The sequence below is a fragment of the Allotabrizicola aquatica (SeqCode) genome (assembly GCF_965194375.1).
Classification (GTDB): domain Bacteria; phylum Pseudomonadota; class Alphaproteobacteria; order Rhodobacterales; family Rhodobacteraceae; genus Tabrizicola_A; species Tabrizicola_A aquatica.
In genome coordinates, this window is sequence record NZ_CBDAEL010000003.1 from 187,712 (window position 1) to 206,484 (window position 18,773).

21 protein-coding genes are annotated in these 18,773 nt (G+C 62.8%); 15 read left to right on the forward strand and 6 right to left on the reverse strand.

The genetic code is table 11. From position 1 onward, the window contains the following. Positions 1-9: 9 nt before the first annotated feature. Together AC72UB_RS06210 and AC72UB_RS06215 are read left to right on the forward strand one after the other, a co-directional pair. On the forward strand, positions 10-1,173 hold the full coding sequence (locus AC72UB_RS06210; RefSeq protein ID WP_505189000.1) for an ABC transporter permease: 1,164 nt from the start codon (positions 10-12) through the stop codon (positions 1,171-1,173). Between the two features lie 81 nt (positions 1,174-1,254). Beyond that, positions 1,255-3,342 (forward strand): dipeptide ABC transporter ATP-binding protein, encoded by a 2,088-nt coding sequence (locus AC72UB_RS06215; protein WP_505189001.1) that lies wholly within the window; start codon positions 1,255-1,257, stop codon positions 3,340-3,342. 206 nt (positions 3,343-3,548) lie between these two features. On the opposite strand, the gene AC72UB_RS06220 is transcribed toward AC72UB_RS06215, so the two are convergent. Continuing rightward, positions 3,549-4,160, reverse strand: coding sequence for a lytic transglycosylase domain-containing protein (locus AC72UB_RS06220; protein ID WP_505189002.1), 612 nt, complete (start codon positions 4,158-4,160; stop codon positions 3,549-3,551). Positions 4,161-4,385: 225 nt separating this feature from the next. On the opposite strand from AC72UB_RS06220, the gene ssb reads away from it, so the two are divergent. From ssb to AC72UB_RS06250, 6 genes are all read left to right on the forward strand, one after another. Next, positions 4,386-4,919: a single-stranded DNA-binding protein gene (gene ssb, locus AC72UB_RS06225; protein WP_505189003.1), complete on the forward strand. Its 534-nt coding sequence runs from the start codon at positions 4,386-4,388 to the stop codon at positions 4,917-4,919. Positions 4,920-5,054: 135 nt separating this feature from the next. After that, positions 5,055-5,417, forward strand: a complete 363-nt coding sequence (locus AC72UB_RS06230) for an SUF system Fe-S cluster assembly protein (RefSeq protein ID WP_463290544.1) — start codon at positions 5,055-5,057, stop codon at positions 5,415-5,417. 75 nt (positions 5,418-5,492) lie between these two features. Further along, positions 5,493-5,852, forward strand: coding sequence for a HesB/IscA family protein (locus AC72UB_RS06235; protein WP_463290545.1), 360 nt, complete (start codon positions 5,493-5,495; stop codon positions 5,850-5,852). A 77-nt stretch (positions 5,853-5,929) separates the two neighbouring features. Next, positions 5,930-6,673 (forward strand): triose-phosphate isomerase, encoded by a 744-nt coding sequence (gene tpiA / locus AC72UB_RS06240; RefSeq protein WP_505189004.1) that lies wholly within the window; start codon positions 5,930-5,932, stop codon positions 6,671-6,673. Between the two features lie 59 nt (positions 6,674-6,732). Then, positions 6,733-7,665, forward strand: coding sequence for a DMT family transporter (locus AC72UB_RS06245; RefSeq protein ID WP_505189005.1), 933 nt, complete (start codon positions 6,733-6,735; stop codon positions 7,663-7,665). Beyond that, positions 7,665-8,837 (forward strand): cytochrome P450, encoded by a 1,173-nt coding sequence (locus AC72UB_RS06250; protein ID WP_505189006.1) that lies wholly within the window; start codon positions 7,665-7,667, stop codon positions 8,835-8,837. Before AC72UB_RS06245 ends, AC72UB_RS06250 begins: the two co-directional genes overlap by 1 nt. 88 nt (positions 8,838-8,925) lie before the next feature. On the opposite strand, the gene AC72UB_RS06255 is transcribed toward AC72UB_RS06250, so the two are convergent. Further along, positions 8,926-9,387 (reverse strand): Lrp/AsnC family transcriptional regulator, encoded by a 462-nt coding sequence (locus tag AC72UB_RS06255; RefSeq protein ID WP_505189140.1) that lies wholly within the window; start codon positions 9,385-9,387, stop codon positions 8,926-8,928. Positions 9,388-9,532: 145 nt separating this feature from the next. Here AC72UB_RS06255 and cobA point away from each other — a divergent pair, with 145 nt between their 5' ends. The 6 genes from cobA (at position 9,533) to AC72UB_RS06285 (ending at position 14,350) form a co-directional block, all read left to right on the forward strand. Continuing rightward, entirely contained in the window at positions 9,533-10,294 is a 762-nt protein-coding gene (cobA, locus tag AC72UB_RS06260) for a uroporphyrinogen-III C-methyltransferase (RefSeq protein ID WP_505189007.1), read from the forward strand. Further along, positions 10,291-10,593 carry a DUF2849 domain-containing protein gene (locus AC72UB_RS06265; RefSeq protein ID WP_463290549.1) on the forward strand — a complete coding sequence of 101 codons (303 nt, stop codon included), beginning with the start codon at positions 10,291-10,293 and terminating at the stop codon, positions 10,591-10,593. The genes cobA and AC72UB_RS06265 overlap by 4 nt, the downstream gene beginning before the upstream one ends. 9 nt (positions 10,594-10,602) lie before the next feature. After that, a complete protein-coding gene (locus AC72UB_RS06270; RefSeq protein ID WP_505189008.1) occupies positions 10,603-12,270 on the forward strand; it encodes a nitrite/sulfite reductase in 1,668 nt (555 codons plus the stop codon). Further along, entirely contained in the window at positions 12,260-13,009 is a 750-nt protein-coding gene (locus AC72UB_RS06275) for a phosphoadenylyl-sulfate reductase (RefSeq protein ID WP_463290565.1), read from the forward strand. Before AC72UB_RS06270 ends, AC72UB_RS06275 begins: the two co-directional genes overlap by 11 nt. Next, positions 13,006-13,392 (forward strand): DUF934 domain-containing protein, encoded by a 387-nt coding sequence (locus AC72UB_RS06280; protein ID WP_505189009.1) that lies wholly within the window; start codon positions 13,006-13,008, stop codon positions 13,390-13,392. The genes AC72UB_RS06275 and AC72UB_RS06280 overlap by 4 nt, the downstream gene beginning before the upstream one ends. Positions 13,393-13,537: 145 nt before the next feature. Then, entirely contained in the window at positions 13,538-14,350 is an 813-nt protein-coding gene (locus tag AC72UB_RS06285; RefSeq protein ID WP_505189010.1) for a ferredoxin--NADP reductase, read from the forward strand. A gap of 112 nt (positions 14,351-14,462) precedes the next feature. Here AC72UB_RS06285 and AC72UB_RS06290 read toward each other — a convergent pair whose 3' ends face one another. After that, positions 14,463-14,894, reverse strand: coding sequence for a hypothetical protein (locus tag AC72UB_RS06290; RefSeq protein ID WP_463290553.1), 432 nt, complete (start codon positions 14,892-14,894; stop codon positions 14,463-14,465). A 241-nt stretch (positions 14,895-15,135) separates the two neighbouring features. Here AC72UB_RS06290 and infC point away from each other — a divergent pair, with 241 nt between their 5' ends. Next, entirely contained in the window at positions 15,136-15,624 is a 489-nt protein-coding gene (gene infC / locus AC72UB_RS06295) for a translation initiation factor IF-3 (RefSeq protein WP_463290566.1), read from the forward strand. 48 nt (positions 15,625-15,672) lie between these two features. On the opposite strand, the gene AC72UB_RS06300 is transcribed toward infC, so the two are convergent. Genes AC72UB_RS06300 through AC72UB_RS06310 form a run of 3 tightly spaced genes read right to left on the reverse strand, consistent with a single transcriptional unit; the run spans position 15,673 to position 18,625 of the window. Continuing rightward, positions 15,673-16,653, reverse strand: coding sequence for a hypothetical protein (locus AC72UB_RS06300; protein WP_505189011.1), 981 nt, complete (start codon positions 16,651-16,653; stop codon positions 15,673-15,675). Further along, positions 16,653-17,654 (reverse strand): molybdopterin-binding protein, encoded by a 1,002-nt coding sequence (locus AC72UB_RS06305; RefSeq protein WP_505189012.1) that lies wholly within the window; start codon positions 17,652-17,654, stop codon positions 16,653-16,655. Before AC72UB_RS06305 ends, AC72UB_RS06300 begins: the two co-directional genes overlap by 1 nt. Continuing rightward, complete coding sequence (locus tag AC72UB_RS06310; RefSeq protein WP_505189013.1) at positions 17,651-18,625, reverse strand: XdhC family protein; 975 nt, start codon at positions 18,623-18,625, stop codon at positions 17,651-17,653. Before AC72UB_RS06310 ends, AC72UB_RS06305 begins: the two co-directional genes overlap by 4 nt. Positions 18,626-18,773 lie beyond the last annotated feature (148 nt).

An 18,773-nucleotide genomic window follows, 5' to 3' on the forward strand; every position in this document is an offset into this window, starting at 1 on the left:
GAACGCCTCATGGAACCGCTCTCCTGGCTTGAGATTTTCGCCGCCATGGCTGGCCGCTTTCTGCCGGTCTGGGTGGCGCTGGTTGTCACCTTCGCGCTGTCGATCAGCTTCAAGCGTCGCCTTGGCCTGTACGGCAAACTCTTCGACAGCCCCGTCGGCATGATCGGCTTTGGCATCGTGATGTTTTGGGTCTTCACGGCAATCTTTGCTGATCTCATCGTCACCATGGATCCCTTGGCGCAGTTCTCCGGCTCTAAGAACGCCGTGCCGGGCTCGCCTTTGAAAACCCCTGTCGAGGGGGCCTTTACGCACCTTCTGCTGGGCGCCGACCACGTGGCGCGCGACGTCTTCTCGCGCATGGTCATGGGCTCACGCGAGGTCTTGAAAATCGCACCAGCAGCAACCCTTTTCGCCTTTATGGTTGGCATCACCCTTGGCCTGCCCGCCGGTTACATCGGCGGTAAGTTGGACACGGTGCTGTCCTTCCTTGCGAACCTGGTGCTGGCCTTCCCGGTGATCTTGCTCTTTTACCTGCTCGTGACCCCGGAAATCGTACTGACGGGCATCCCAACCTACTTCGCGGCCTTCCTGTTCCTATTCCCGATAGTGTTTCTGGTCCTGCTCATCAACTCGCGCTTCTTCACCAACCCAATGCAGCGCAACCTCTATGTGGGTGGCGTGCTTTTGGTCGGGCTTTGGGCCTATTCGGGCCTTGCCTTCAACTTGGACCCCTTGGGCGTCTGGTCGATGGGCCCGAACATGCTCAACGTCTTTGTCTCGGTGGTCTTTGTGAACTCACCCGGCGTGTTCCGCATCGTGCGCGGCATGGTGATGGACATCAAGACGCGCGACTATGTGGCCGCCGGCCAGACCCGCGGCGAAGGCGCTTGGTACATCATGCTGTGGGAAATTCTGCCCAACGCCCGCGGGCCGCTGATCGTCGATTTCTGCCTGCGCATCGGCTACACCACCATCCTTCTGGGCACGCTTGGCTTCTTCGGCCTCGGCGTCTCGCCTGAAAGCCCGGATTGGGGCTCCACCATCGACGACGGGCGCAAGCTCTTGTCGATTGTCCCCCACCCCGCGCTGGTGCCCGCCTTTGCCTTGATGAGCCTTGTCCTTGGCCTGAACCTTCTGGCCGATGGCTTGCGCGAAGAAAGCCTGAAAGACTGATGCCTTCAATGTGGCCCAAATATCCCGGGGGTGCGGGGGCTGGCCCCCGCTCCCAAACGCCCAGCCAAAGCGAGATTTGCCATGACTGACACCACCTGGGATCCCTCTAAACCCATCCTTGAGATCGAGAATCTCTCGATCAGCTTCTTCACGCGCCTGCGCGAAATCCCGGCGGTGATGGATTTCTCCTGCACCGTGATGCCGGGCGAAGCGATGGGGCTGGTGGGCGAATCCGGCTGCGGCAAATCCACCGTGGCGCTGGCTGTGATGCGCGATCTGGGCAAAAACGGCCGGATCGTGGGCGGGTCGATCAAGTTCAAGGGCCGCGACCTGACGACCATGGGGGAAGAAGAGCTGCGCCATATCCGTGGCTCGGAAATCGCCATGATCTATCAAGAGCCAATGGCCTCACTCAATCCGGCCATGAAGATCGGCGCGCAACTGGCCGAAGTGCCGATGATCCATCAAGGCATGTCCAAAGACGACGCTTGGGCCTTGGCCCGCCAGATCGTCGCCGATGTGCGCCTGCCCGACCCTGACCGCATCATCAACGCCTATCCCCACCAACTGTCGGGCGGCCAGCAGCAGCGTATCGTGATTGCGATGGCCCTGATGTCAAAGCCCGCGCTGTTGATCTTGGATGAACCGACCACCGCACTGGATGTGACGGTTGAGGCGGGGATCGTCGATCTCGTGAAGGATTTGGGCGAGAAATACGGCACCTCGATGCTGTTCATCAGCCACAACCTTGGCCTTGTGATGGATGTCTGCGACCGGCTTTGCGTGATGTATTCCGGCGAAGCGGTGGAAACCGGCAATGTGGTCGAAGTCTTCGACAAGATGCGCCACCCCTATACCCAAGCGCTCTTCCGCTCCATCCCGCTGCCGGGGGCCGACAAAGCCTCGCGCCCGCTGGTCGCCATTCCCGGCAACTTCCCCCTGCCCCATGAACGCCCCTCGGGCTGCAACTTCGGCCCGCGCTGTGACTATTTCGAAAAAGGCCGCTGCGACGCGGGCGACATTGCCATGTCCACGGTTCCCGAAGGCGACCGCCACGGCTCGCGCTGCCTGAAATGGGCCGAAATTGACTGGGACGCGCCCTTGAAGGCCCGCGTCCTCAAGGAACGTGCCGAGATCGGCCGCGTGGTCCTGAAGATGCAGGATCTGAAGAAGTATTACTCGGTGTCCGGCAGCGCCTTTGGCGGCGGCATGAAGAAAGTGGTTAAGGCCAACGAGACCCTGTCGTTTGAAGCGCGCGAAGGCGAAACGCTGGCCATCGTGGGCGAAAGCGGCTGCGGCAAGTCGACCTTCGCCAAGGTCCTGATGGGACTTGAAACCGCCACCTCGGGCGAGATCATGCTGTTTGATGAAAACGTGCAATCGACCCCGATCACCCAGCGCAGCACCGACACCGTTTCCTCGCTGCAAATGGTGTTCCAAAACCCGTTTGACACGCTGAACCCCTCGATGACCGTGGGGCGCCAGATCATCCGTGCGCTTGAAATCTTCAAGCAAGGCAATTCGGACACCGAACGGCACGAGCGGATGCTGGAACTTCTGGACTTGGTCAAACTGCCGCGCGCCTTTGCCGAGCGGATGCCGCGTCAGCTGTCAGGCGGGCAAAAGCAGCGCGTCGGCATCGCGCGGGCCTTCGCAGGCGGCGCCAAGGTTGTGGTGGCCGATGAGCCGGTCTCGGCCCTCGACGTCTCGGTGCAGGCCGCGGTGACAGATCTTCTGATGGACATCCAGCGCGAGAACAAGACGACGCTCTTGTTCATCAGCCATGACCTCAGCATCGTGCGCTATCTCTCGGACCGGGTGATGGTGATGTATCTTGGCCATGTGGTCGAAATGGGCACAACCGACCAAGTGTTCCAACCGCCCTATCACCCCTATACCGAAGCGCTGCTCTCCGCCGTGCCGATCGCAGACACCAAAGTCGTGCGCAAACGGATTGTGCTGGACGGCGACATCCCATCGGCGGTCAACCCGCCGCCCGGCTGCCCGTTCCAGACCCGCTGCCGCTGGAAGTCTCACGTGCCGGGCGGACTTTGCGACCGCGAGATGCCGCCAGTTCAAGTGCTTGAGGGCGGACATCAGGTTAAGTGCCACCTCTCGGCGGATGTTCTGGCGACCATGGAGCCGGTCATCAAGATCGCCGCCGAATAGGTCCAAAACCCAAAGCTGCGTAGGCTGTCAAACTCAGAAGGGGGGCTGTCTGCCCCCCTCGCCGCAAGCGGCTCACCCCCCGAGAGTATTTGGAAAGGCGCAATGCAAAGCAAAGCCTGCTCCAAGGTTTTGCGCCTTTTACAATACTCTCGGGGGGGTGAGGGCGTAGCCCGAGGGGGGCAGACGGCCCCCCTTTTGCGACAGGATCAGCCGAGGATGGCCTTCACGTAATTCCGCGTCTCGGGAAAGGGTGGGATGCCGCCGTGCCGCTCCACAGCACCAGGCCCCGCGTTATAGGCAGCCAGCGCCAGACGCCAATTGCCGAACTTGGCATACATCATGGCAAGATAGCGCGCGCCGCCATCCAGGTTCTGGTGCGGGTCTTTCGGATCCACCCCCAGCTTGGCCGCCGTACCCGGCATAAGCTGCGCCAGCCCCTGGGCCCCTGCATGCGACACCGCATGCGGGTTCCAGCCAGATTCCTGCTGCACCAGCCGCAAGAACAGATCCTCAGGTATGCCATGCTTGCGCGCCGCCGCCTTGGCCACCTCTAGATAGGCCCCCTTGTAATTGCCTTTATAGCGCGGCAGGGCCGTTGTCTCGACGGAGGCCCCATCCTTGGGCGCGTTGGGCTTCAAGCGGTTGGAGAAGCCGTATTGCTTGGCCAAACGCCCATCCAAAAGCGCGGCCTGCGAGGAGAACAAGGCCGTACGATTTTTCTTTGAACCAGACAGTTTAAGCCCTTCAGCCTGTGCCAAGCCCGCCGTGGTCAAAGAGGCGCTTAGCGTCAGGGCAAAGATCACACGTAACAGCAACATTCGGTGGTCCGTTCCTGAGGTTTTCGGCAATCTACAGGAAATGGTCCCCAATTGGCCAGACCCTAGCGTGTCACATGGCCAGATTCCAAAATGTCTGCCGGTTCAGATGCGGGTTATCCGGCTGTGGGCGCCGGCGTTGGTTGCAGGGCCGGGACTGCGGCCTTATAGGTTTTGTTAACCAGCTTCCGGCACGCTGCCGGACAAACGGGAATCAGGGAGGTCTTCATGGCAGGGTCGGTGAACAAGGTTATTTTGGTCGGCAATCTCGGGCGCGACCCTGAGGTGCGGTCGTTTCCCAATGGCGGCAAAGTGGTGAACCTGCGCATCGCCACCTCGGAAACCTGGCGCGACAAGCAAAGCGGTGAACGGAAAGAGCGTACCGAATGGCATTCGGTCGCGATTTTCAACGAAGCCTTGGGCAAGATTGCCGAGCAGTATCTGCGCAAAGGTTCGACCGTTTATATCGAGGGCCAGTTGGAAACCCGCAAATGGCAGGACCAGTCGGGTGCGGACCGCTACACCACCGAGATCGTGCTGCGCCAGTATCGTGGCGAGTTGACGCTGTTGGGCGGACGTGACGGCGGCGGTGCCGCCGGTGGGATGGATGATCGCGGCTCGGGCGGCGGCTATGATGATTACCAAGGCGGTGGCGGTCAGGGCGGTGGCGCACAGGGCGGCGGTTATGGTGGTGGCCGGAGTGGCGCAGGCGGCGGCGGGGGCGGCGGGCGCTCTGATCTCGACGACGAGATTCCGTTCTGATCTGCACATCTGACGCCTAGGCAGGATGCGGCATGGAAACTGAAGGCGGGCCAGAGGGCCCGCTTTTGCGTTCTGCCACTAGACCTTTGCGGAAAATTCCCTATATATTTGGTCAACTAACCGAATGAGACCGGAATGAACCAGCCGCAGGACCACATGGAAGGCGCGCCCCTGATCCGCCCTTCGACCACCGACCACCCGCTTTACGGCAACGTGGTGGACGCATGTCGCACGGTGTTTGATCCCGAAATTCCAGTGAACATCTTTGATCTGGGTTTGGTCTATACCATTGAGATCACGGATGAAAACGCGGTTTCAATAATGATGACACTGACCGCGCCGGGTTGCCCCGTGGCGGGCGAAATGCCCGGTTGGGTGCAAGACGCGGTCGAGTTGGTGCCGGGCGTCAAGCAGGCGGAGGTCGGCATGACCTTTGATCCGCCTTGGGGCATGGACATGATGTCGGATGAGGCGCGGCTGGAACTGGGCTTTATGTGATCGGCCGCAATTGGCCCCGATCTTGAGAAGTGCTGCCTGAATTCCTATATTCAGGCCAAACCAATGAGGTCCAAGATGTTCGGAATTCCCGGCAAAGCAGCTGTGACCCTGACCCCCGCCGCCACCCGGCAGATCGCGCGGCTGATGGCCAAGCAAGGCTCGGCGGGCTTGCGCATAGGCGTCAAGAAGGGCGGCTGCGCGGGCATGGAATACACCATGGACTATGTGGCCGACCAAAATCCGCTCGATGAGGTGGTGGAGCAGGACGGCGCGAAGGTGTTCATCGCGCCCATGGCGCAGATGTTCCTGATCGGCACCGAGATTGATTATGAGATGGATCTGTTGCAAGCCGGGTTCAAATTCCGCAATCCCAACGTGGCCGAAGCCTGCGGCTGCGGCGAGTCCATCAAGTTCAAGGACGCGCCCGCGGCCTAATCGGGCGGCCCGTTTAGTGGGCCCTTCCCCCTGCACGGCCAAAGCGTTACCTCTGGTGACATCGTCAGGAGGGCATCATGCGCAAACTCGCGGCAGGCAATTGGAAGATGAACGGCACAGTCGCGTCGCTCGCCGAAGTGGCAACCTTGATCGCCGCTCAGCCTGATCCGAGCTGCGAGATGCTGCTTTGCCCCCCTGCCACGCTGATCTCCGCCATGGCACAGGCCGCGCGCGGATCGGGTTTGCAGGTTGGCGCGCAAGACTGCCACCCCAAGGCATCGGGCGCGCATACTGGTGATCTTTCCGCGCCGATGCTGGCCGATGCGGGCGCCAGCCATGTCATCCTTGGCCATTCCGAACGCCGCGCCGATCATGGCGAGACGGATGCCTTGGTGCGCGCCAAGGCCGAGGCTGCAATTGCGGCGGGGCTGGTGGCCATCGTCTGCCTCGGTGAGACCGAAGCGCAGCGCGATGCGGGCACCACGCTGGAGGTGATCGGAGCGCAGTTAATCGGCTCGGTCCCGCCCGCCGCCACCGCCGCCCAGCTTGTCATCGCCTATGAGCCAGTCTGGGCCATTGGCACCGGTCGCACCCCCACCCCCGATCAGATCGCCGAGGTGCACGCCTTACTGCGCGCCCGTCTCGCAGACCATATCGGGGTCGAGGCCGCCAAGGTGCGGCTCCTTTACGGTGGATCGGTGAAACCCTCGAATGCGGCCGAGATCTTTGCCCTGCCCCATGTCGATGGCGCGCTCGTCGGCGGGGCCAGCCTAAAGGCCGCCGATTTCGCCTCCATCGTCGCCGCCCTTTCCGCCGCCTGAGTGGCGTTTCTGTCGCAAACAGCCGCGCGGGACATGCCCGGCCCTGAAAGATTGCCTTCATGACTGACACGCCCCAAACCCGCCAATCCAGCCTTTTGACCGCCAATCTGATCTGCATGGGCTCTATGCTGATCTGGGCGGCAGGCCTGCCTGCGGCGGATCATCTGATCCCACTCTTGATACCAGAGCAGCTGAACGCGCTCCGCATGCTGCTGGCGGGGGGCTTTTTGGTAGTAGTCTGGGCGCTTTTTGAGGGTTTTGCTCCCTTACGCGCCACCAACTGGCTTAAGGGCATTGCGGTGGGCAGCCTGATCGGCCTCGGTGCATGGTTCCTCATCAAGGGGCAGGCGATTGGAGGGGCGGTCACGGCAGCGGTGATTTCGTCAACACTGCCCGTTGTTGGTATCGCGCTGGAGGTGGCACTGGACGGGCGCAAGGTGACGCTCGCGTTGGTCTTGGGGCTGATACTGTCGCTCGCAGGCGGCGTCATGGCGCTGGACTTGGGCGCAGGTGGCGCGGGCGGGGGCCTGTCGCTCGCTTGGGGGGCGTTCTTGTGCTTTGGCTCGGTCGTCAGCTTTACCATCGGCTCGCGCCTGACCGTCACCGCTTTTCCCAAGGAAACTCCGCTCGGGCGGACGGCCGTTACACTGACCGGGGCTGCGATTGCTGCCCTTATCGTCGCGGGCGGTCAGGTTGGCCTTGGGGGCGAGATGCCCTCCTTTGCCGCTTGGGGATGGAAGGAAATCGGGGCGATTTTGCTCTTTTCGGTTGGGGCCTTGGGCATCAGCCAAGTCATGTGGATCATGTCGGTCGAACGGCTCGGCATCGGCCTGTCGGCGCTGCACATCAACGCAGCCCCCTTCTATGTCATGCTGATCCTCTTTGCGTTGGGCGGGCTTTGGAACTGGCCGCAAGCCTTTGCCGCCGCCCTCGTCGGCCTTGGCGTCTTGATCGCCCAAGGCATCCTGCCCCTGCCCTTCGGACGTCGCTGATGGAGACATTGCACCAATCGCCCACCGATCCTGGGTTTGTGCAAAATCCCTATCCGTTCTATGAGACGGCCCGCCAATGTGGCCCCTTTTTCCACTGGGCTGACTATGGGCTGACCTGCACCGGCAATTGGGCAGCCGTCAGCGCCATCTTCCGCGACCGCCGCTTTGGCCGCGAAGTGCCCAGCGAACTGGCCCCTGTGATCCCCGACCATCTGCGCCCGTTCTACGCGGTTGAAGCGCATTCGATGCTGGAGTTGGAGCCACCGCGCCACACGCGACTTCGCTCCTTGGTGCTGCGCGCCTTTACCACCCGCCGCATCAACGCGCTTCAGCCTGAAATCGCCCACCTGTCGCATCAGCTGATCGACGCCTTTCCGCCGGGCGAGTTTGACCTGCTGAAACACTTTGGCCAGAAGTTGCCCGTCATCATCATCGCCCGGCTGTTGGGTGTGCCCGAGGCGATGTCAGACGACCTTCTGCGCTGGTCGAATGCCATGGTCGGCATGTATATGGCCGGCCGCACCCGCGAGACCGAAGACCGCGCCGTGGCCGCGACCGAGGCGTTTGTTGCCTTCCTGCGCCAATATGTCGACGCCCGCCGCAATGATCCGCGCGATGATCTGATCACCGAATTGATCGCCGCCGAGGAAGCTGGCGAGAAGCTCACAACGGATGAGCTGATCACCACCTGCATTCTGTTGTTGAACGCAGGCCATGAGGCGACGGTGCACACCATCGGCAATGGGGTGAAAACGCTTTTGCAGACCGGCCACGGCATCACCGTGGACACTGCCGAAACCACGGTCGAAGAAATCCTGCGCTTTGATCCGGCGCTGCATATGTTCACCCGATATGCCTATGAGGACATCGAGGTGATGGGCCACACCTTCCATCGCGGCGATCAGGTGGGGCTCCTCTTGGCCGCCGCCAACCGCGACCCCGGCCAATGGGACGTCCCGGCGCAATTCCAGCCAAACCGCGCCGTGAAGCCCAATGCCAGCTTTGGCGCGGGTCTGCATTTCTGCGTCGGCGCCCCCTTGGCGCGGCTGGAACTGGCAACCGCCCTACCGATCCTGTTTAACCGCCTGCCGGGGCTAAAGCTGGTGGGCAAGCCGCAGTATGGCGATGTCTATCACTTCCACGGGCTAACGCAGCTGATGGTTCAGGGCTGACGGCGCAGCCCCAAGCTCCTTGAGCACGTCCTGCACGCGTCGCATCCGCCCACGACGCGTGCACGCAGTGCTCAAGGAGTTCGCGGTCCTAAAGCGGCAGCACGGTCGTCGACTTGATCTCTTCCATGCTCAACAGCGCTGTCACGTTGTGAATCTTCACCTCTGAAATCAGCGCCTGATAGAACTGGTCATAGGCCCGCGCGTTCTTGACGCGCACCTTTAGGATATAGTCGATGTCGCCCGCCAAGCGGTGCGCCTCCAAGACCTCGGGGCGGCGGCGCAGCACATCCAAGAACCGGCGCTGCCAGTCGGCCTCATGTTCAGATGTGCGCACCAGCACGAAAAAACACGCCTCAAGACCCAAGGCTTCGGGGTCCAGAATGGCGGTCTGGCGGGTGATGACGCCGGTTTCCTTCATCCGCTTGATGCGGTTCCACACGGGCGTCTTGGAACTGCCCACCTTGCGCGCGATTTCGTCCAGCGACTGGCTGGCGTCGGCCTGCAACTCGGCAAGGATTTTCCGGTCAAGATCGTCAATCCGGTCAGACATTCGCGCGAACCCCATTTTGGCGGAACCCCGTTCCATTGGGCGAGAATATCGGAACAAATGTCCTTATTGGCAAGGGTGTCTGGCGGAAATACGGGAAAATCTCCTATATTCATCCCATAAATCCTAGGGACACCCCGAGACCGCCATGACCGCCCCACAGCCCCTCTCTCCCGTCTTGTTCGTCGGCGCCGGTCCCGGTGCCGCGCGCCATCTGACGCTGGGCGCCTATCAGGCGCTGCAGGCGGCCGAGGTGGTGATCCATGACCGCCTCGTCGGTCCCGAGATCATGGCGCTGATCCCGGCCACCGTGCGCCTTGTGGATGTGGGCAAAGAGGGCTTTGGCCCTTCGACCAAGCAGGTCGAAATCAATGCCGTTCTGGTGGCGCATGCCCTCACCGGTGCGCGTGTTGTGCGCCTGAAGGGCGGCGATCCGGGCATTTTCGGGCGGCTGGATGAAGAGATTGAGGCGCTTGAGGCCAACGGCCTGCCTTATGACATTCTGCCCGGCCTGACCTCGGCCACGGTGGCGGCGGCCTCGATCGGCCAAAGCCTGACGAAGCGCGGCCGCAACGCGGCTTTGCGCATCGTCACCGGGCATGACATGGCGGGCTTTGCCGAACAGGACTGGCGCGGCCTTGCCCGCGCGGGCGAAGTTGCGGCGATCTATATGGGCAAGAAATCGGCCCGATTTATCCAAGGTCGTCTGATGATGCACGGCGCGGCGGGCGACACCCCGGTCACGCTGGTTGAAAACGTCAGCCGCGCCGATCAGCGCGTGCTGGCCACCACCCTCTCCGCCCTGCCCGACACCGTTGCCCTTTGCGACGGCCCCGCCATTATCCTCTACGGCCTCGCCCCGCGCGCCGCCGCCCTTGCCATCCCCGCTTTGAACGAGGCCACCGCATGAGCCGCTTTACCCCCAAAGTCGTCACCGCAAATCGCCTGCGCGAAGGCGATGTGGTCTACCTGACCGCCGATGACCGCTGGACGCCTTTCCACCATGAGGCCGAGTTCATCGAAGACGAGGCCCATGCCCAACTGCGCCTTCTCGATGCCGCCGCGCAAAAGCTGGTGGTCGTGGGCGCTTACCTCGCCGATGCCAAGTCTGGCCCAAGCGGTCCCGAACCCACCCACTTCCGCGAGGCCTTCCGCACCCGTGGCCCGTCGAACTACAACCACGGCAAACAAGCCGATTACGCGATCTAAGGTCCTGAGATGTACAGCTATTCCGACTTCGATGAATCCTTCGTTCGCGCCCGTGTGGCGCAGTTCACCGATCAGGTGACCCGCCGTCTTGACGGGTCCTTGACCGAGGAGGAGTTTCGCCCCCTGCGTCTGATGAACGGGCTTTATCTGCAATTGCACGCCTATATGCTGCGCGTGGCCATTCCTTATGGCACCATCAGCCCGCATCAGATGCGGCAGTTGGCCACCATCGCCGACACGTGGGACAAGGGCTATGGCCACTTCACCACCCGGCAGAACATCCAGTTCAACTGGCCGAAACTGCCCGACGTGCCCGCAATCCTGTCGGCCTTGGCCGATGTCGAGATGCACGCCATACAGACCTCTGGCAACTGCGTGAGGAACGTCACAGCGGATCATTTCGCAGGGGCAGCGGCGGATGAAATCGAAGACCCCCGCCCCTATGCCGAGCTTTTGCGCCAGTGGTCCACCGACCATCCGGAATTCCAATTCCTGCCCCGCAAGTTCAAGATCGCCATCACCGGCGCCCCGAATGACCGCGCGGTGACCAAGGCGCATGACATCGGCCTGCGCATGGTGAAGAACGCAAAGGGCGAGACCGGGTTTGAGGTGATCGTCGGTGGCGGTCTTGGCCGTACGCCCATGGTGGGCATGGTGGTGCGGGACTTCTTGCCCATTGAAGACCTGCTGCCCTACGTCGAGGCCGTGCTGTCGGTCTATAACGTGCTTGGTCGGCGCGACAACAAGTACAAGGCCCGCATCAAGATCACGCTGCATGAAACCGGCAAGCCCGAGATCACCCGCCTGATTGAGGAACGCTTTGACGAGTTGAAGCCCTTGTTCGTCGGACACGATCAGGCGCTTTTGGCCGATATCCGGGCGGCCTTTGCTTCGCCAGCCTTCCGCAACGCGCCTATCGATGCTTATGACGCCTTCTACAAGGCGGACCCTGCTTTCCGGGCTTGGGCCGATACAAACCTCGCACAGCACCGCAACGATCAATACGCCATCGTCACCGTTTCGGTGAAAGCGCATGGGCAAACCCCGGGCGATGCGACATCCGACCAGATGCGCGTTCTGGCGGATCTGGCGGAAACCTATGGCCATTCCGATCTGCGCATTTCGCATGAGCAGAACGTGATCCTGCCACATGTCCACAAATCTGACCTGCCGACGGTGCATGCGGCCTTGGTCAAGGCCGGGCTTGGCACCGCCAATGTCGGGCTGATCTCCGACATCATCGCCTGCCCCGGCATGGACTATTGCGCGCTGGCCACCGCACGCTCGATCCCGGTGGCGCAGGAAATCGCCGTCCGCTTTGATGAGCTTAAGCTGGAGCATGACATCGGCCCCCTGAAGATCAAGATCTCGGGCTGCATCAACGCCTGCGGGCACCACCATGTCGGCCATATCGGCATCTTGGGCCTCGACCGCGCGGGGGTGGAGAATTACCAAATCACGCTGGGCGGCGATGGCAGCGAAGACGCCACCATTGGCGAAAAGACCGGCCCCGGTTTTGCCTATGATCAGGTGGTGCCGGCGGTGGAACGCATCGTTCTGGCCTATCTGGAGGTGCGCCAAGACCCGGCAGAGACCTTCTTGCAGGCCTATCGGCGGCTCGGCATCGGGCCCTTTAAGGCCGCGCTTTACGAGACGGACGCGCAGGATGCTGCTTAGGCTTGAACAGCCCAGCGTCGCCGATCGCGTGGCGGCGCTGAATACGCGCTATCGCCACCATTCGGCGACGGCGGTGCTGGAACATGCCCTCAATGACCCCGAACTCGGTCGGGTGGCGTTGGTGTCGTCCTTTGGCGCGGAATCGGTGGTGCTGTTGCACCTTGTTTCGGTTCTTGCCCCGCAAACCCCGGTGATCTTTGTCGACACGCGGATGCTCTTTCAAGAAACGCTCGACTATCAGCGCGAGTTGGCGGAACGGCTGCACCTGTGCGACATCCGCACCATCCGTGCCCGCAAGACCCGGCTGGATTTCGAAGACCCCGATGGCACGTTGCACCAATTCTCGACCGACGCCTGCTGCAATCTGCGCAAGGTGGAACCCTTGGAGCATACGCTGCAAGGCTTTGATGGCTGGATCACCGGGCGCAAGCGGTTCCAAAACGCGGATCGCGGCACCATCGACTTCTTTGAAAACGAAGGCGATTTTCGCATCAAGGTGAACCCCTTGGCCCATTGGGGCCGCGAGGATCTGGACGACTATATCACCAACAATAACCTGCCCCGTCACCCGCTGGTGGCCAAGGGCTACCCCTCCATTGGCTGCGCGCCCTGCACCAGCCCTGTCAAGCCCGGCGAAGACCCGCGCTCGGGCCGCTGGCGTGGGCAGGCCAAAACCGAATGTGGCATCCATTTCGTGGGCGGAAAGCCCGTGCGAACGACAAAGGACAATGCGCTATGAGCGTTCTCGTGACCGACACCGGGTTTCAGCCCGTCCCTGCCCTGCCCGCCTCTGGCGTGGCCGATTTGGCCCATACCGATGATCCGGCCAGCCTTGATCTGGCGGGCCTCACACTGATCCGCGTGCATGTGCCCGCCTTCAACGATGGGCGCGGCTTTACCGTGGGCCGCCGCTTGCGGATGCTGGGATATAATGGCGAGTTGCGCGCCGTGGGTCCGATGATTGCCGACCAATACCCGATGGCCCGCCGCGTGGGCTTTGACGCGGTTGAGATCCCCGATGACATCGCCGCCCGCCAGCCCGAGGCGCAATGGCGCGCGCGGGCCGATTGGCAAGCGCATGACTATCAGGCGCGTCTGGGCCACGCCCGCACCCGCGCCTGAGGGGTTTTGGCCCCTTGGCCCGGCCCGCGCTGGACCGGGCGCTGAAGAACTTGTAGCTATAAAACCGAAATCTGCCGCAGCGGCGCGGGCTTTCCCAGATGCCGTTTCTGCCCTATGACCATCGGGTCACCAGACGGAGCTGACGATGAACGCCCCCGCACCTGCCACTGCCAAGCCCCATTTGCCCGACGCCCAGATCGTCACGCAGGTGACCCATTGGACGGACCGCCTCTTTTCCTTTCGGGTGACACGACCGCAATCCCTGCGCTTTCGCTCGGGCGAGTTCGTGATGATCGGGCTGATGGGTGACACCGGCAAACCGCTTTTGCGCGCCTATTCCATTGCCTCACCCGCTTGGGATGAGGAGTTGGAGTTCTATTCGATCAAGGTCCCCGATGGCCCGCTGACCTCAAAGCTGCAGCATATTCAGGTCGGCGACGAGATCATCCTGCGCCCCAAGCCCGTGGGCACGCTGGTGCATGACGCGCTTTTGCCGGGCAAGCGGATTTACTTCTTGTCCACCGGCACCGGCTTTGCCCCCTTCGCCAGCCTTCTGCGCGAGCCGGAGACTTATGAGAAATACGAACAGGTCATCATGATGCACACCTGCCGCGAGGTGGCCGAACTCGAGTATGGCCGTCAGCTGGTGGAAAGCCTCAAGGATGATCCCCTGATCGGTGAGATGGTGGGCGACAAGCTGAAGTATTACCCCACCACCACCCGCGAGGCGTTTCACCACATGGGCCGGGTGACGGACAATCTGTCCTCGGGCAAGGTGTTCGCCGATCTGGGCCTGCCGAAGATGAACCCTGAAGAGGACCGCGCGATGGTCTGCGGGTCCTTGGCCTTCAACGTGGATGTGAAAGCCATTTTGGAAGGCTTCGGTCTGGTCGAAGGCGCGAATTCTGACCCCCAGCAATTCGTGGTGGAAAAGGCCTTCGTCGGCGACGGGATCTAAGTCAGGCTCATCGTGCCCCTTTGCAAGGGGCCTCTTCGCGAGTGCATCCCCCAGACATGAAAAAACCGCCGTGGATCGCTCCACGGCGGTTTTTCTTTGGCTTTACAGCCGATTACATGCCCATTGCGGCTTTGACAGCGTCAATCGCGCCCTGCACCAGTGCGGGGTTGGTCGCAGCGGCATCCACGCCGGCCTTCAACGTTGCCTTGGTGGCATCGTCCAAAGTCGAGGCGGCGATCATGGCGTTGATCTTGGCAGCGTCGAAGGCGGCCGGGTCCAGCACGGCGGCGGCTTCGGCAGCGGCAGCTTCGGCAGCAGCCGCAGCTTCGGCGGCAGCAGCAGCGGCTGCGGCAGCGGCGGCAGCGGCCTCTTCCTCAGCGGCCTTGGCGGCAGCGGCGGCGGCCTCTTCGGCAGCTTTGGCTTCGGCAGCAGCAGCTTCGGCAGCGGCGGCAGCCGCTTCCTGTGCGGGTTTCACAGAAAACTGGTAATAGCCGCCAGCGGCAGCAGCAATCAGCACGAGGCCGATGAGAATATTCTTGTTCATGTCATTTTCTCCCATGACCGAAACACTCGGTTGCCGGCGGTATGCCAGAATCAACCGCAGAAGAAAAGAGCCCGCCTGCGGCAGCGCAGCAACGCGCCGATCCTCACGCAGCAGCACGGTTGATTCCGGTTGAAGCCCGGCGCGCCAAGCCTTAGATTGCGCCAGTCTCAACTGAACAAGGACCACGACCATAGCCCGTCGCCCACACAACGCCCCGCCGCAACGCGAAACCGGCCCGCGCATCAACGATCGCATCCGGTCCCCGGAAATCCGCCTGATCGGGGCGGATGGCGAGAATGTCGGCGTGGTGACCCCCGCCCGTGCCATGGCCATGGCTGAAGAGGCCGGACTTGATCTGGTGGAAATCTCGCCGAACGCGGAGCCGCCTGTTTGCAAGATCATGGACTTTGGCAAGTTCAAATACGAGACGCAAAAGCGTGAGGCGGAAGCCCGCAAGAAGCAAAAGATCATCGAGATCAAGGAAATAAAGTTCCGTCCCGGAACCGACACCCATGACTATGACGTGAAAATGCGCTCGGTTCTGAAGTTCTTGGGTGAAGGCGACAAGGTGAAGGTCACCCTGCGCTTCCGCGGTCGCGAAATGGCGCACCAGGATCTGGGGTTGGAGCTGTTGAACCGTGTCGCCGCCGATGTGGTGGAGCATGGCAAGATCGAAGCCATGCCCAAGCTTGAAGGCCGTCAGATGGTGATGATGATCGGGCCGAAGTAAGGCTGATCTGACGGAATGACCAAACAAAGGGGCCTGCGGGCCCCTTTTCTATTTCAACCCGCTGCGCTCTTCGGCACCGCGTTGAAGCAAATCCGCCAGACATTGGTCCATCAATGCCGGACCCTGCGGGTCGGGGTCTGGCAACAGTCGGACAAAGGCGGCCTTGCCCTGCGCCGAGGTGACCCAGCGGTCCGGGGCAATCAGCGCCTCGGCGGGTGGGCCAAGATCAGCCAGCCCCCACCAACCGCCCAGCATATCGAGTGCAGCCGCCAGCCGTTTGGCGCGCGTGGCGGCGTCACCGGAGTTCGGGCACAGCGCCACCAGATGGCGGTCCAACATCCCCAGCGCCGGGTCGGTTTCGGCCAGTGCCAAAAGCGCCAAAGGATCGGGCTGATACGGCCCAATCAAGGCGCGGCCCGGTTCGGCAAGGGGCAACGCCTCTTGCGCGGCCTCGGCGCGCGCGGGATCAGTTTTCTGCCAATCGCGAATGGCCAAACCCATAGCAAATAGGGGAAAATCCGGGTCATCGGCCAGCGCACCAAACCCTTTGGCATCGCGCCGGGCCAAGCGCTTGGCCGCGGTGCGCGTGGCGCTCTCCTCACCCAGACGGGTGAAGTAGAGCATCACCCCGGCTTTGGCATTGCCATCCCAAAGCTGCACCCAAGCTGCGGCCAGCGGTTCATCTGCGGCGGCTGCGCGGAGCCAATTCTGTCCCGAAACACCACTTGATCCGACGGACGACGCGCGCATCAGCGCGACGCGCTCGGGTCGGGGCAACGCATAAAGCCAGCGGCCCTGATACTGCGGGGTCACGTCGATCAGGCCCAAAAGCACCTGCGCCGCCCGGTTGTCTGCGGCTGCCAAACCGGCCAGCACCGGCAAGGCCTTTGCCTCATCGTCCGACAGCCACACCTCCAGCGCGCCCTGAAAGGCTGGGTCCCGTTGTCCAGCCAAGGGCCGGACCTCGGCCTTCAGCGGCAAGGCCAGCGCCATCAGGGCGGCAATCGCCCAGAGCGCCAGCCGGCCCATCAGCGCGGCTCGCGCAGTTGCGGTCGGCTGGGGATTTCCTTCAAAAGACCCCCCACCCCCATGGCCGCGATGTCATCGCCCGTCACCGCCACCCCACAGGCCAACCGCTCCAACACCCAATCCGCGCCGTTGAGCGCGGGCGAGCGGGCGCAGCCGGGCAGGCCCAGCACCGGGCGGCCCGCCTGTTCGCCCAAGAACAAAAGATTGCCAGGGTCCACCGGCATGCCAAAGCGCGCCACGGTTCCACCTGCCGCGCGCACCGCCTGCGGTGCGGTGTCGTAAAGATCCGATGTCGCGCTGCCGGTCAGGATCAGCGCGATCTCCCCCGGCAGATCACGCAAGGCACCTGCCAGTGCCGCCTCGTCATGCGGCACCTCACGCACCGCCTGCAATGGGATACCCAAGGCCGACAGGCGCGCCTCAATCACCCGGCGGCCTTTGGCGTTAAGCTTGGGGTCTTGGCCGGGCACGGCCGTCAGGATCAGCCCGGCATGGCGCAAAACCACCGGGCGCACCGTCAGCGCCGCGCAGGCAAGCGCCGAGGCGCGCTCAACCGCAGCCCCCGCCACGCCATAGCTGATGATCTTGACCGTCCCCACCAAAGTGCCCGCCTCAACCCGGCAAAAGCGCGGCAGGGTAGCCAGTGTGATGGCGGGATCCACCCGGTTCAGATCATGGATCGCTGCGGCGTCGAGATCGACAATTCCGGGGCCGGTGGCGTTCAGGTTCACCCGTCCGGTGAAGGCGTCAGAGCGGTTGAGGCCCTGCGCCACCGGGTCAGGCACCAATGCCTCGGCCAGACGTGCGGCGGCGGTGTTTTCGTCCAGATCCCCCGGCTCCAGCCGCGCTACCACTACGCTGGAACAACCCTCAGCGGCCAAGGCGGCCAGATCGGCGGCCTCCAGCACGCGGCCCTTGCGCAAGCGCCCTTCAGCACCGGGGTGCGAATGGGCCAAAATCGCGCCCAAAGCCGTGTCCAAGGGGACAGGGCCGAACTTCATCCCGGCCTCCGCAGGACTTGGGTGATCTGGGCGAGCACCGAAAGCGCAATCTCGGCCGGGGTCTTGGCCCCGATATCCAGACCCACGGGCGCATGGATGCGGGCGATTTCAGCCTCGGAATACCCCGCCTCATGCAGCCGCGCGACCCGGCTGGCATGGGTCTTTTTCGACCCCAGACAGCCGAGATAAAACACCGGCGAGCGCAGCGCATACCGGATCGCAGGATCGTCAAGCTTGGGGTCATGGGTCAGCGTGACGATCGCCGTCCGGCTGTCCGGCGCAAGGGCCGCAAGCGCCGCATCGGGCCAATCATCGAGCACCGTCTCTCCCGGAAAGCGGTCGGCGGCGGCGAAGGTGTCGCGCGGGTCAATCAGCGTCGGGGCATAGCCGCAGGCGCGGGCCATGGCGACCAAGGGCTGCGCGATGTGCACCGCGCCCACCACGATCAGCCGCAAGGGCGGATTGTGCGGCGCGATAAAGCGGCCATCTTCTTCAAACCCGGCCTTGTCAGAGCGCAGCCGCAGATCGGCTGACCCATCCTGACCGGGCCGATACAGCGCCCGCGCCCCGGTTTCGGGATGCACGGCATAGGCCACCGGATGATGCGCCGCGCGTGCAGCCACCAGATCGGCCAGCATATCTTCGGGAAGTGCCTTACCCACGGGTTCCACCAGCACGCGGATCGTGCCGCCACAGGCGAGGCCTACGGCAAAAGCGGTCTCGTCGCTGACGCCAAAGGACAAAAGCCGCGTGGCACCATCCTCCATCGCCTCAAGCGCCTCGGTGACCACCGCGCCCTCAACACAGCCGCCCGAGACTGACCCCATGATCTGCCCCTCGCCGGAAATCGCCAATTGGCTGCCGGGCTGCCGAGGGGCTGAGCCCCAAGTTTCCACAACGGTGGCCAGCGCGGCCTTACGTCCGGTGCGGTGCCATTCCAGCGCAATCTCGGGAATTTGGTCGTGGTCCATGGGTCCTCCTGTTGCCCCCATCATGGCTGAGCGGGCTGAGTCTTACCATTGTCCAATGGTCGTGAAGGCAAAAGAAGGCATCGGAATTGAAAGAATAGCGGCAAAAGAAAAAGGCGGCAGGTTGCCCTGCCGCCCCAAACTGTCATTC